This is a genomic window from Flagellimonas crocea, from assembly GCF_033441595.1.
GTDB classification, from domain to species: Bacteria; Bacteroidota; Bacteroidia; order Flavobacteriales; family Flavobacteriaceae; genus Flagellimonas; species Flagellimonas crocea.
Genome location: NZ_JAUZVX010000003.1, coordinates 684911 through 701273 on the forward strand (window position 1 = coordinate 684911; position 16363 = coordinate 701273).

Here is a 16363-nt window from a genome sequence, read left to right on the forward strand (position 1 = left end):
AGCGTTATTGTCGATAAAGGGTAAAGTGACCTACAAACTCCCTGTTGTCCAGTTCACCTTTTAAGCGAACTACGTACCAGTAATCTCCGGTCGGCAACGGTTTTCCATCGTAATTGCCATCCCAACCTTGTACGTTGCGGGTCATCTCTTCCACTACTCTACCATAACGATCATAAATCTTAATTAGTACGTCCGGGAAGCCCTCAATGTTGTCAGGTATCCATATATCGTTGAGACCGTCGCCATCTGGGGTGAAGAAGTTCGGGAATTCGATATCGATGAACTCCATAAAAATCTCCGCAGTGGCCTCACAACCGTTCTGATCGACCACGGTTACGGTATAGGTATCGGTTCTGTTGATGAAGAACGTATTGTCGGTTCCATTGTCGTACCCATTAAAGTAGAAGGTATAATCTTCCACACCACCTTCTGCAATTGCAGTAATTTGGTTAATGGTGTTATTTTCCAATGTCAATGTAAGCGGTTCGTATGCTTCAATAGTGAAGTCATAGGTCGTCATACATCCGTTGGCATGTGCAATGGTGAGGTAATGTTCACCCGGTGTCATATTGGTAAAGTCCGAAGTCAATTGCATGTCGGCTGGATCTGTGGAATCCAAAGCGTACAGTAAATCACCTGCAATGGTTTCGTCTTCCAATATGATTTCCAAGTAATTATCGGGAATGTTTCCAGTACACTCATAGATTGGTGTTACGGTGGCGGCCAGATTTACACCGGGCTCTATTTCCACTATTACGTTGGTTTCACATCCTTGTGCGTCCCTTACAAATATTACGTGGGTTCCTGCAGTCAAATCTTGGAACAAGAACTGATCTTGAACAAAGTTTTCATCTGCTCTGGTATTGAGACTGGTCTCGTAAGGCGCTGTTCCTCCAGAAACTTGAATTTCAACGGAACCATCACCACTTTCAAAACAAACCTCGTCCATAATGTTCACGGCCTCGGCCACTAAAGGTTCTGGTTGTGTAATCTCAAACTGGAAGGTCATGAAACATCCGTTCACATCTTGTGCGATAACATCATAGATGCCGGGTGCCAAATCGGTAAAGGTATTTACGGTATCGAACTGGTCCAAATTCGGTGAAATAGCATATAGGATTTCTCCAGTTCCACCGGAAACTTCCACGGTTATGGTTCCATCTTCCATTCCGGCACAGGTGATATTGGTGGATTCCGCTATTTCTTCCTGTAAAGGTTCAGGATCCACGATTCTGATTACCGGTGATACCTCAACGCAATCTTCACTGGTAACCCTGATGTAATATTCACCGGCCATAAGTCCATTGAAGGTTCCGTTGCTTCGAGGACCACTAATTAAATTGGTCAAAGCAGCATCGCTGAACAGTTCGTATTGATAGTTGCCCAAACCGCCCGTTGCTCTTGCAATAATGGTAGCAGAGGCTTCTCCGGTACAGTTGATGAAGGCTGCTGATTCATCGATAGCCAACATCAATTCTGGAACCTCGTCAACTGTTACTTGGTTGGATATGGTCGCTTCACAACCATTGGCATCACGAACATAGTATTGATATGGTCCAGGACCTACATCAAAAGTATGGGTGTTTCCACCGCTCATTGCGGTAAAGGTGGTTCCATCGGCACTGAAATAGTAAGGAGCTGTTCCACCTGTTGCGCTCAGCATGATCTGTGCATCATCAATACAGGTCATGGCACTAAGCTGTACAAGGTTGGCCTCTACTTCAGTTGGTTCTGTAATGGTTACTCTAGGAGTTTCCACACTACAGCTCCAGCTATCGGAAACCGTAATGCTATAAATACCGGCACCAAGATTGCTAAAGGTGTTGCTAATTTGCTCTCCTGTGGTAAACACAATTGCTGTTCCGGCTGCATTATAGTAGTTCAATTGATAACTATACGAACCATTTCCTCCAGCCACATTCTCTGCCCAAACAACTGCGCTTTCATCTCCATAGCACAACATGTCAATTGGAGCAGCATTGATGTCCGCGGTAATTGGGTCCGGTTCTTCCAAGGTCAACCCCCTGTCTTCAAAACAGCCACCATTATCGGTAACCCTTACTGTATAAACTCCAGCAGATAATCCTGTGAAGACATGGCTCTGTACATCGTTCATGGTATATACCTGAGATGTAGTCGTATTGGTCAGTACAATGTTATATGGAGCATAACCTCCGGTCGGTGCGATAAGAATCTCACCTTGATCATTGGTACAGGTTACATTTGCCACTTCTTGTGGCGTATAATCCAAACGAGAGCTTGGAGAAACAATGGTTACACTACCTGATGTATCACCACAATACGGAGTACCTGCAGCGGTCACTTCCACGTAATAGTTACCTCCGGTTAAATCAGGGTGCGTTACTGGGAATGGACCTGTTGAGGTATTTTCGTTTCCTGAAACAATAAGGGTACCACCTGACCTGTAGATACTGTAATCAAACGGACCATTGTATCCCGAAACGGTAATAGTCAATTCACCGGCATCATCAAAGCACATGGCAGCAGCGGTAGCTACAGCGTCCACTTCGATGGTATCGTATGGAACTATGATATGTGTTGTTTCCACAAAACAGCCTGTGGTATCATTGGTGGCCCTGAACGTATAGGTTCCAGGCTGGGTCAAATCAAAGGTCGCCGCAGTGGACGTTGAAGCCGTCATAGATCCATAAGGATTTCCAGATGGCAACAACTCAAATGTATAGGTATCGCTTCCAAAGTTTTCTGTTACCGTCAACGTAACCGTTTCTGGGTTGTTACAGGTAATGGCAATATCCGGATTCACTCCTAATGTAAAGGTGTTCAACGGTTGTACTGTAATACTATCCGGGAATTCACAACCATTCGCATCCCTGACCACGTAGTTGATAGTCTGTGCGGTTCCGTTGTCCACCACGGTGAACGTAGCGGTTGAAGTAAATCCGTTTCCGTTAAAACTATAGAGGTAGTAAGGGCTTGCACCTGTAAAAGGAGTACCACCGGTTGGTGTTACGGTAATGGTAGATACATCTATGGAATTACTTGGGCTACAAACAAAGTCTGTCGCTGTAGCCGTGGCATCCAAAACAGAAGGTTGAGTCACCCTTTCCGGCTTAACATCCTCACAACCTCTTGAAGAAACTACTCTAACTTCGTAGTCTCCTTCAGGTAGATTATTGAACAATGGACTAAACTGGAGAGGTCTGCTCGGAGCACCAGGGCTAATTCCTATCAGTTCATATCTGTAAGTCGGATTTACTGCCGTAGCAGGATCAAGGTTTGCTCTGATGCTGCCATCAGTTCCTCCAAAACAACTCACATTTTGAATGGTAGCATCCAACAATCTTGGGTCTACCTTGTCATCCAATTCTTGGGTCACCACATAGATACAGGGTGTTGTTGTATCATTATCCGTAACGGTAAAGGTGTAAACACCAGGTTGGATAAGCCCTGTAAATATTCCGGTAGTATTGGTATCGGTGGTTGTTCCATCGGGGTAGACCACATCAAATGTAAGATTGGAAGATCCTCCGGATACATTCACTGTAATTTCCCCACCGGGGTTCATAGTACAATCGATAGGTTTATCAACTGTTGTTGTTGCTATCATGGCATCGGTCAACACCACAGGTCCAACGGTAGCGGCACAAGACCACTGATCCGCCACTAGTACTTCGTAAGAACCTGCTCCAAGACCGGAGAATACTGTACCTGTTTGTGGGGAGCCAACGTTGACACCATTTCTGATCAATTGATAGGTATAGTTGCCTCCTTGACCGCCCGCAGTATTGATCACTTCAATTTCTCCTTGTAGGTTGGTACAATTTTCAACGTTAACCTGAATATTTGCGGTAATCGGTACAGGATCAGCAAGTGTTCTTGTATCGATAAGTTGCTCACACCCGCTGGAATCCATTACCCATGCTTCATAGGTACCTGCTCCAAGTCCACTAAAGTCAGAACTGGAAACGTAATCACTTGCTGCCGTTGGAGCTGTGGTTCCCACATAGTAGGAATATCCGCCCCAACCACCGGTCACAGTGGTAATTTGAATTCGACCATCATTGCCCAAACAGGTAATATCACTCACTACGATTGCTCCAGCAATGGCTGCTGCTGGTCCTGCAATTGTAAAGGATTCACTGTATATACAGGCTGAACCCGGTGGGTTGGTATCGGTTACTTCAATGTAATAAATTCCTGCGGCAAGTCCTGTGATGCTGAAACTACCATCGGTATCGGAACCTGTAGTTTGAACATCGTCGGATATATCCGTTGGTGTGTTGTTGGTATCACGGTACAACGTGTAGGTAATAGGACTTGCATAGGTAACGTTGGAACTATCCACAAGGTTGAGCTCTACAGCTCCATCGGTGTAGCCAAAACAAGTAATATCGGTTGTGTCCACTACGATCAGATCGAGCACCTCTGGATCGGCAACTTCATGGGAAACTGTTATGATACAACCTGTGACCGTGTTTCTCACCTCAAAGTTATGAACACCGACGGACAGACCTGTAAAAACTCCAGATGCTTGGAAGGTACCGGATGGCAATTCCCTGAACTCGTAGTTGGTAGGATTGGTATTGGAATCTGTAATGGAACCAAATGCTGTAATAGTGATATCTTCTCCAGTGACACATGTGGCCACGGCATCAACAGCTACGGTTGCCGAATCCAAACTATCAAAAGGAGTTATGGCAGCTGTGGTAGTTCCCAAACAACCATTGTCATCATAAACGTTGATGGTATAGTTTCCTCCGTTGATATCGGTGGAGGTATAAACAGGATTGCTTCCTGATTGAACCACTACCGAACCGGCGTCATTGATGAATTCGTAACGAACGTAATTTCCGCTACCTCCAGTAATGGATGATGCGTCCACGGTAATGGTAGCATTGTTCATATTGTTACCTGCGGTACATCCAAATTCAACTACTGTGGGAGCAGCGACTGCGATTGCAGCAGGTTCATTGATGACAATACCATTAATTTCGAAAGGACAGCTATTGGTTCCAAGTGCACGAACATCGTAGGTTCCCGCTGGAAGGTTTTCAAATGTATTTCCGTTGAGAACAGCCCCTGCCGGCATAGGTATAAGGGTATAGGTCAATGGGAGAATACCATTATCGACCGCTGTTAATGTAATGCTTCCGTCACTACCTCCAAAACAGCTTACATCCACATGTGTTTCGGTAAAATCTGGAAGTGGTGCATCGGGAACATCAATTGTGATTGTTTTAGGACAGTTGGGTGGTGCTGTACCCATATCAAACACAATAACATCATAGCTTCCCGCTGCAGCTGCGCCAGTCCATGTAAATTGGTTAGACCCATCCAAGGTCAATGTGGTTCTAGCAACGTCATTTGCCCCAGGACCATCGATCATATATTCATAGTTTCCTGAACCAGAAATGACCTCAATCAGCAATTCTGCATTTGCATCTGTACCTGATTCACAATCCAAAGCAACTGTTTGGGTCACTGTAAACTCGAGTGGTGGAGAAATGTTGAATGTTTCTGTATCCGCACAACCGTTTACATCTCTCACTGCTATTGTTTGTCCTGAACCAGAGCTTAAACCGGATATTAAATATTGGTTGCTTCCATCAAAAGTAAAGTTCTGGTAAGCAGATCCATTTATACTTATTTGGAATGGGGACATGGCCAAAGCGGGGTTGTCCAGAGTCACCAATGCTTGAAACTGTCCTTCTTCCACACACTCGTCCACTATGGAAATGGAAATTTCGGGACTAGGATCTTCGTCAACAGTGATAGGTTTTTGAACAATACATCCATAGGCGTCCTTTACATAAACAATGTAATCACCGCCTTCTACATTTGCAGTGGCACTGCTTGTCCAACCAGCACTTGTGGCAGTTGGGGCAGGGTCGGTATTCAATAGATATTGGTAGGTATATGGCGCTGTACCGTATCTACCTGTGGCAGTAATCACACCGGCATTGGGGTTACAGTTGTCATTTTGTGGACTAGCTACGTCCAAATCCAACGCGTTGACAGATTCACGAATAGTGAACTCACCACCGTTTACGGAACATCCGTTATTTGGACCGCCAACTTCAGATAACAATAGATAGTATTCCCCGGGAGGTAATGTAGCAAAATTGTTAACAGTTACAGAGGTAGGTGAATTTACGGTAGCCGTACCGCTATATCCTGTAGAAATATTCGATTGTCTATTGAAAATTTCATAATCCACTGCGGTGGCCCCGGCATCGAAACCAGTGAAGGTGAATGAGATATTACCATCTGCGGAACCCGTACAGCTTACATTGTTCACGGCATCCAAGGTGGCAGACATGGATGAAGGTGTATTGATAGGTGCCGCTGCTTCCTCAAAATAGTAACAGTTGGTGGTAAGATCGTACACTACAAAGGTATAGGTGATACCAGGTGTAAGTCCTGTAAATGTAGCGGTATATGGATCACCTGCATCTGGTGCCTGATAGGAACTAGAATAGGGTGCTGAATAGGTTTCTAAAATGGCAAATTCATAGTTTCCACTTCCCACAGTGGTATCCACCGATACAATTGCAGTTCCTCCAGAAACACAATCAACAGTTGTAGTGCTCACATCGATGTCCAGATCATCTGGTGGTGATGCGATAATTTCTGTGGTATATGAAGAACAACCATTGGCGTCCACCACATCTATTTGATAAATTCCGAATTCCAGTACCGTAAATGTATGGTCTCTGGCCCCGGAAGTAGTTGTATAAGTTTGTGGTGCAATACCATTGTTTGCGGTAAGTACGTAGGTATATTCCGCTGTTCCACCGGTTACATTAGAAACTGTGATGGAACCTGGGTTGGTAACCCCGGAACTGGAATCACAGGTAATCGGCACATCCGTTGTTGTATATGTAATCGGGTCTGGCTCTGATATTATCACAGGGAAAGGATCCGAAACACAACCTTTGTCATCAGTTACGGTAACTTCGTAAGAACCGGCAGGCAGACCTGTAGTCTGTGTTCCATAAACTGTACCACTAATGGTTTCCACCACGTTAATGGTATATGGAGGCACTCCTACGGAAGTGTCTATAACAACATCCAATGCGCCGGTAATTTCTCCGTTACATAAAATGTCTGTTGGGGTCACACTGCTGATAACAGGTTGTACCGCTGGTGTTATTACTATACTGTTGGTAACGACATTACAAGTTGGTGCGGAAGCATCAGTTACCCGGAACACATAGGTTCCATCAGTGTTGGTATTGAATACATTTCCTGTAAATCCAGTACTATTGTAAGAGGTTCCACCATCGTTGGACCATTCATAGGTGTACGATCCCGAGCCACCGTTGGCATTTATGGTGATAGTGGCGTCTGCCAAACAGGTTAAATCATTATCTAGGAAGGCAGAAGCTGTCAATGCTGGATTGATGGTAACGGTATCTTGCGCAGAACAACCATATTGATCACGCACGTCCACGGTATACGTTCCTGCAACCAAATTGTTGAAGGTATATGTTGTTGCCGTAGATGGAGAAGGAGTAATCCATGCTCCGCCATTTAAGCTAAATTGATAATTGCCATTACCATCGGTTACATCTACTTGGATACTACCGTCATTGTTTCCACTATAACATGCAGTTGGTGTTAAGTCGAAGGCAATCGTTCTATAAGGATCAACGGTAATTGTGGTTGTGTCCTCACATAGATTTGTGTCCCTCGTCCTGATCACATAGTCTCCATCGGTTAGTCCTGTAAACACATTGGATGATTGATAAGCTGTAAGCACATTGCCCAAATCATCTTCCAATTGATACTGATAAGTTGGTGTACCTCCCGTAGCAGTAGCAGTAATCGTTGCTCCTCCGTTGGTACAGGTAAATTCCGTGGTAACAGATGCAGAAACATCAACCAAATCAGGCTGGGTCAATGTTTGGTTAAGGACCACGGAACAAGCAGCGTCCCTTAAGTCCACAATTTCGATGGTGTGCGCTCCGGCTGTTAGACCGGTTACGGTAATTGGGCTTGCGAATTGTGGGGCAGATACTGCTCCACCATCAACTTGATAGGTAAATCCGATAGCTGGATCAAAGTTTTCAGCTTCAAAAGTGATGGTTCCATCAGCGGCGCCATTACACGTAAGGTTTGTAAATGCGGTAACTGCGCCATCAAAAGCATGACCGTCCTCCACGTTTACATTGAGCGTCAAGGATTCTGTACAAACTTCAGGTATTTGATAGGCTTCTATGTCATCGATGGCAATATCATTACCATCTTCTACGCTTGAATTGGTTCTAATAACGATATCCAAATTGGTATTGGCCCCCGGGTTTAGGGTTACGCTATAATCTTGCCAATCCGATGCCCCGTTATTTTTTGGAATGCTTCCTGTGGTGGTGCTGGCAATAAGGTTTCCGGCACTGTCAACCAATTGTATTTCAATGGAAGGGTCTCCCCCGCTGGTTCCTGTCCTTAGCAGGTTGAAGGCCCAAAGTGACACGGTAATGTCCCTATTGGCAATCACTTCCACGCCCGTTTTTTGGTAAACAATACCGCCTATACCGGCTACACCTCCCACATTAATGGCCAAGAATCTTCCTCCCGCCACACCTGTGTGGTCATTGGGGCTTTGCCAAGTTGGATAAGGGCTGGAAATATTGTTTGTTACCGAGTACTCACCATCTTGAATATGGGAGTCCGTGCCAAAACCACATAGACTAGTGCTTCCATCTTGAGGTTCGTAGCAATATGCTGGATCAATTTCTGAAATGCTGGTATTCGGCCCTGTTCCAAAGTTTTCTGATAGTAGAATACTTGGTGAAGGGGTTATGTTGCTTGTATAATTAACGGTAATCGTATGGCTTCCTACGGCAACATCACTGAATATGTTGGATGTATTGGGCGTATTGGGAGAGCCATCTATTTCATAAGTATAGTCAAAATCGGTACTGCTTGGAGTAACCGTAATTGTTCCTTCGCCATCACATTCATAATCGATAGCGGTGGTTGCTGTCGGGGCTTCCTGCTCAGGTTCTATAGTCACCGTCATTGGATAGGTACAAAGGTTGGCATCCCTTATATATAAGGTATGTGTACCCGGTAATAGATATCCTATGGAACTGGTTCCGTATGTGGAACCACCGTCAAAACTGTAGTCGTATGGTGCTGTTCCCCCAATGGCATTGGTAATTCGCACCTCTGCACCCATTCCTGGATAACATTCTGCCAAAGCGGTAACTGCCGCAGATGCCGAAAGAGTCAAAGGCTCCGTAATGGTATAAATTTCCGTTACTTCACAATTGTTGGCGTCCCTAACACGGATATTGTAACTTCCTGCTGGAAGATTTACAAAGGTGTTTGATGGTTGATAGCTGGAACCATTATTAATGCTATACGTATATGGTGCTTCGCCACCAGAAGCATTAATGGTTAGTTCTGCCTGCGATTCCCCACTACAAAGAATATCCGTATTGGATACAGCTATTACCAAGGGGTCATCTTGAGTTATGGTTATGTCGTAGGTAGCCTCGCAATAATCGGCAGCTCCTCCATTGTCCCTTACATATACATCATAGTCGCCAGCACTGGTAACAGTTATTGGGTTTGTGGTCGAGAAGTCCCCTGCTGCTGGGGTTGCTCCATTGGGCACTACGGCATACACGTAGTTTCCATCTCCACCAGCGGCGGTAATGGTTACATCAGTATCTGTTGCACAGGCCGTAATATTAGGCGCGGAGGCCACAACACTTAGCTCGGGATCTATGGTAATGGATTCCGTATCGGTACAATCATTTCCATCCCTAACGGAAATGGTATGGGTACCAGGACCCAAACCTGTGAAAACATTGCTGGTAACAAAAGGACCACCATTTAGGCTGTATTCATAATTTCCGTCTCCCCCAGCAGTAATATTTGCGGTCAAGGTCAAACCTGTTGCGTCATCATAGCAGATATCGTTCGGTACAATTTGTAGTTCTGGAGCAATGGCCTCAATAATATCGAAAGTGTTGGTAAATTCACAACCATTGGCATCGGTAACCACAAAGGTGTAAGTGCCTCCAAGGTCAAGACCGGTGAATGTTCCATTGGGTTGGGGACCAAAGGTTTCTGGTCCTGCGGTAATTTCATAGGTAAAACTTCCCCATCCACCAGATGCCGTAATATTTACGGAACCATCGGCCAAACATGTGGGCTGTGTTACGGTAAAGGGAGCTGTAATTTCAGAGGGCGGTGCATTTATGGTGACACTCGCCGTATCGGTACAGTTCGTATAATTATCAGTAACGGTTATAGAATAAGTTCCTTCTGCCAAATTGGACAATGGAATGGTACCACTGGTTTGCGCCGTTCCCGAGAAGTTTGCCGGACCGGTTACGGTATAGTTGTAATCGGTATTAAAATTGGCAACGGAGAACAATATTTCACCATCTGGACTGGGATCATTGTAACAAGAGATATTGCTTATCAGTTGTCCTGTAACAGAAATTTCAGTTACCGGTGCAATGGTATAGCTTTCTTCATAGAAACAACCGTCGCTATCCGTTACCCGGAACATGTAAGTTCCTGGAGCGAGACCCGTGAAGGTGTTGTTGTTCCCATTGTTTACGGCACTCGCCGAAGGTGATATAAGTTCGTAAATCAAGTTGGGCTCTCCTCCTGTTACCGTCAATGTTACATCAGAAACAAAGGTTGGACAAAGCGGGTTTGTTGCGGAGAACAAAATATCTGTTGGTGGGTTCAAGGGTAGTATGGTCACGGTATCCGAAAAGGTACAACCGTTGTCATCCCTTACGGTCAAGGTATAAGTGCCGTCAGTTAGGTTGGTAAAGGACTCTTCCAACAAGGTGCCGGAATCGGGAACAAAGTTCACACCATCAACACTATACTGATATGGTGCCGTACCGCCCTGAACGTCAAAAATCCGTACTTCTCCGGGCTGTGTACAGGTATAGTCCTGTGTGAGTTCGACCTGTGCCTCCAAGGCAAAAGATGGAGCAGAGATGCTTTGATATTCATAATAATCACAAGATGCACTTCCTTTTCTTTGGTTGATGACAACAACGTAGTCACCATCGGTCAATCCTGTAAAGTTTCCTGATGCATTTGTTGCAATGGCATTGGCAAAATCATAGTTGTCCTCATCAAAGCCAGTGGCATCGAACAAGTAGTAGGTAAGCTGGTATCCATTATCATTAACCAGGTTGAATGTAATGGACCCTGTGGCATCCCCGTAGCAAAGAACATCGGTTACCGTGGTTGCATTGTACTCGGCCGCTGGCCTGAACTCGATATCAATTGGATTGGAAAAGGCGTAGCAGTTGAACCTGTCCATAACCACGTAGGTATATGTACCTGCTCCTGCAGCACCTACAACATCAAAAATCTGTTCGGTCTGGAACTCGGAAGGAGGAATGTCCTGTACGGAAGGGTATGAAATCTGTGTCACCCCATTTCTATCCACAAAGGACCAAATAGCATATATGTGTGGTGTTTTACCTCCTGTGGAGGACATTTGTATATTACCCTCTCTACAGGTAATATGCTGTGAAACCCTTGCTTCAAGGTCTAAATCCAATAAATCTTGGATGATGATCTGTTCGGTGTACGAACATCCATCATCAGTGGTAACGGTAACATCGTAAGTTCCGTCGTTCAGGTTTTCAAAGGTATAGTTGTTGTCGTTGGTCGGACCATGGGTATCCACAACGGTTCCTCCTGTGGCTATTTGGTAATAATATTGTGCTTCAACATTTAAAACCGAAATGGCAATTTCTCCAAGACCTGTACAGTTGTAAACGTCTTGGGAAACCACATCCACTTGAAAATCACGGTCCAAAATACCAATGTTGTCCAAAACGAACACACATCCATCAGTAACCCCTTGTTGTCTCATTTCAACTGCGTAAGCTCCGTTATTTGTGATATCAAAGCTTGGGCTGGATTGATAGGGCACCAAAACAGCACCTGTAGTTTGGTTCACCAATTGGAACTCATAGGTCAACGGTACGTTGGTAACCGTAATGTTTCCGGGGGTATCACAGATAATATCGTTTGAAGTGTACTGTGGATCTAGCGGGTTTTTATAAATATTGAAATAGAACCTGCTAAAACAACCATTTTGGTAATTGATCACCAATCGATATTGTCCTGTGTTTGAGGCCAAAAAGTCGTTTCCTGTGTCCACGGTGTTCCAGGTACAGCCTGCGTTGGTATTGGCACAACCATCCGTGGCAGCGGTACAACTTGCTTCGTCCAGCTGTTCCCAAACAATACTTAGTGCATCGGGTATGTTTATCTGGATCAACTCGGAGTCGTTTAGGCCGCACAAGAATATTTCTGGTAGCTCACTACCGTCGTTTGGACATATTTCTATGTCTCCGTCAATCGAATTGGAGGTGTCATTGATAAGTGCTGTAATGGGGTTGGACTGTACCGAACCGAACAATTCTACTACAATGATCTCTTGAAAGTCCTTACATGGGTCGGCAACTTGCTTGTCCACAATATAGGTGCCGATATCGCTTACCAAGATGGTACTTGGGTCGTTGTCGGAGTCGCTGTCCGTGATTACGGTATCGGTACCTACGTCGATTTGGTTGTTTCCGTTCACATCGCGATACCATACATAGTTGTCGAAATTGTCTCCGGCATCCAATAATACGTTTTCGCCGCACAGTTGCACGGTTCTTGTAAAATTACAGGCGCTAAGGTCGTCCAACAAAAAGTTGGTCGCCCCAGGCGTTCCAAATCCACAATCATCGAAGTCGTAAACACTGGGGTCATCGGTAATTTGGTTATCGTTTATTACCCCTTGATAGGTGGAATACGCCAAGTTTTGAATAACATCGGTACAGGCATCAACAAAATCGAAACAGTTTTGAGCTACCTGAACCCTCATTCTAATTTGGGAAAAGGGATCTCCTTCTTCCACCAGGTTATCAGGTATATTGAATATTACTTCGCGTGTTGACGGATTGTACGTATACGTTACACCAGCGGGCATTGTGATCGAGGATTCGTCCAAAGTTACGTTTATAGGGAGGACGTCCCTTATGGTATAGTTGGTGGCGTTATCGTTCCCCGTGTTTTGAAAGGATAGGACATAGTCCAGGTACTGTCCGAGGTTTACCCCTGCTCCGGTAATATCGTTACCTGCAATGTCCTCTACGGTTTTTTCCAGGATCATGTTGGGTTCGATTACTTCTACCCCAAACGTGACCAAGAAAGCTCCAAAGGAGTCACCAGAAGTGGACAATCTTAATGTTGCATCGGTCTCGCCATTGGCGATTACCGTGTTGCTCGGGTTATTGATCTCAAAAATATCCGCATCGTAGCCCAAAGTATTGGTGGCATAAATGTTTCTGGAAGTCACATCGGCACCGTCAATAGTGATATTGGAATTGAAGAAGTTGTTTGCAGGGTTGGCGGAATTGGATAGGTTAGTAAACCCTGGGTTCATTGGTGTTTCAATCCTGAAGGAATCCCCGGTCAAACTACGGTCACCTTCCACAACACTAGCTCCCAATCTGGCCCTTACAGGACCAACAGGAATAGTGTTGAATCCAGAGATGTTCATGTCAGCCGTACTGGAACCTTGAACACCGGCGTAACCATCAAAAACAGAAATATATTTTCCAGTTAAAGTGGGGTTTTCGTATATAATTACCAATGTCCAACCACCGGCACCTCCAACACTTACACCTCTTGTGGCACGAACGTTGGCAACGGTATATTCACCATCTGGATCGGCAAGGGCCTGAAGATGGCTTGTTACGTTCTTAAAACAGGTATATGGTGAATCTTTAAAGTTGACGTTGTCATAAATAATGGCGTCCTCATCACCAACGGGATCAGGGTTATTGTCCGCAACAATATCTATATAATTGCCCCCTGGTACTTTAAACTTGATCTGCGTAAAATCCAGTCGTCGCGTATCGTTGGCGGGTAAACTCGATATCTGGCTGTTGTTGAGTACTTCTTGTTGGTAGTTGGCGGACCAGTAAAGTCCGGCCCAATAGATTCTAGAACAGTCGGGAACAGTAAGCGTGGAGCTACTGGAACTAAAAGTGGAAGGGTCCCCATCAATATCGATGTAGTCCCTATGGTAGCCATTATTGTTGTTGCTCCCATTGTAGGGGTCGTTGGCGGTATTGCTGCCTTCTACCCTGTTTATTATACTATTGGCAAGAAAGGTATAATCACCTTTTATGTTGATATAGGAGTTGTCAAGCCTTGGGGTAAAAGGAACTTCTACCTGTGCCATAACGGTCGAACTGAAAAGTCCGAAGCCAAGAAGACATACAAATGTTTTAAGTAAAAGTCTTATCATGGTTAGCTATTTGTGTTTGGTTTGATGCGCATGATCCACATATCGTCGTCATACGAGGCATTTAGTTTGGTGTAGTAAGAGGTCAAGGCGTTGTTCCAGGTTTCGTGTTTTTTCAAATACACGTACCTGTTCTTGTCTGCTGGACTGATAAAATAGCTTGCATGCAATCCTTTGGAATTTAGCTCTTTGACAAATTCCTTGGCGCTTGCTGAATTTTCGAATACGTTGGCGATAATGTAATATCCTTCTGCCAAACCATCTCCGGGCTGTGAGGTAAGCACTACATGCTTGCCGGCTTTTCCAAGGGTTTTGTTGGCTATATTTTTGGACAGTTGGTTGTTTCCATATTTGGAGGAGCCATTGTCCATATTTCCGGAATATCCTGCAATTTGACTGTCGCCACCGTTCACGTTCATTACCCAGGCATCACCTTGGTATGTACCGTTCATTTTGTTGTGGTAGGCTTCCAAAGCATCATTTTTGTTGCTAAAGTCACCAATGTAGACGTAGTTGAGACCGTTCTTCGGATTTTGGAAGTAGTCGGCATCGATACCTTGTGCACGAAGCTTCTCTATAAAGGCCGTTAGGTTATTGGTGTCCCGGAACACATTGGCAATCAAATAATGGCCGCTTTCCACATTGGGAACTGCGTGGGATCTGAACTTAGCTTTTTTATTTGTTGCTGGTCTATAGGTGTTGTCTTTCTTAACACTTGAATTTGCGGCATAGGCTTGTTTGGTATTGTCCTTGGCCTCATTGATCCTGATGACTTTTTTGGTGGATGTGTTGTTGGACAATCCATGGTTGGCCAAAGGCTGGGTTCTTTGGGTCACCACATCGGCGCTGTCCATGTTGGCGAAGTATACTTCTTTGGCCTTTTGCTCCAATGCTGGATTTTCACCTCGGGTTTCCCTTTTCACCATGCGCATTACCGTTTCAAAACGTCTTTCCAAATCCTTTTTTCTTGTGGATTCTATGGAGTCCTGACGCATTAATAGCTCATCCAAAATGGCATCGTTTTCTGCCAATTTTTCTTGAAGCTGGGCAATCTCAAGGTCTTTGTCTGTAATGTTTAGGCTGTCCTGCGGAACGTTCTCTTCGTTGGAAACCATTTCCTCGCCCTCTTTTTCCAACATTACTCGGTCTTCGGTAAGGTTGGGCGTAAAGGAGTATGCCAAGGAAATTTCGTGGGTTACGCCAAAGTTTTCAAATTCGTTGGACAACCCTTTTTCCACCGTATATCCCAAGGAAATGTTTTTGGTAAGGTTAAAACCTAGACCTGCGGAGGCACCATAAAAGTCATCGTAACCTGCTTGTACCCAACCTAACTTAGGAAGGTCAAGGATTAGGTTTCCTCCCAAGGTGATGTTTTCCTCGCCCACTTTACGGACCCTTGCCAAGGGCATCAAACGGGCACTTTCCATAATTCCTGTTCCGTTTTCAAACTGATGGGTATATTGTAAGTGACCTGAATAGGTCTTTTCGGTAAAATCGGTAACGGACTCGCTGGTTTTCAGGTTGTAATCAAATAAGTTTTCGGCAAATGCACCGATATCGAACTTGCCAAAGGAAAAATTAAATCCAGGCTGAAAGCTGACCAATGAGCTACTTTCCAAAGTGTTTAGAAAAGGGTCTACCTCTACAGAATTTACCCTGTCTTGATTGAATGCACTTTGATAATAGCTGACGTTGGCACCAAAAGTGAAAGTGTTTTTTGGGCTCAAGCGCACACCGTAGGCGTAGTTGGCGTGAACACCGAAATTATTGAAAAGCCCTTCGCGATTGGTAAACAAACTAAGTCCTACCCCGCTCCTATCGCTCACTCTACCACTATAACTCAGGAAATACACCTGATTGTTGTCATCAAAAGATACCGATTGGTTTCTATGGAAAAGGTTGATATAGGATTTGTCCTCCCTGACAGTTGAAAACGTTGGGTTGAGCAAGAACCTATTGAACTTTAAAAGGTTTTGGGAGGGTACGTTGTAAGGTACATAGACTTCTTCTTCCTGTCCTCTCATTCCCGAGAAGGCAAGTAGCAGAATAGCAAGTAATAGTAGAGGTTTCTGGGTGCGCATT

The 16363-nt window shown here is 44.7% G+C and carries 2 protein-coding genes; both read right to left on the reverse strand.

Translation table 11 applies throughout. The features are described 5' to 3' along the window. Nucleotides 1-4 precede the first annotated feature (4 nt). Nucleotides 5-14284, reverse strand: coding sequence for a T9SS type B sorting domain-containing protein (locus SD449_RS12485; RefSeq protein WP_318311015.1), 14280 nt, complete (start codon nucleotides 14282-14284; stop codon nucleotides 5-7). A gap of 2 nt (nucleotides 14285-14286) precedes the next feature. Then, complete coding sequence (locus SD449_RS12490; RefSeq protein WP_318311017.1) at nucleotides 14287-16362, reverse strand: PorP/SprF family type IX secretion system membrane protein; 2076 nt, start codon at nucleotides 16360-16362, stop codon at nucleotides 14287-14289. Nucleotide 16363: the final 1 nt, after the last annotated feature.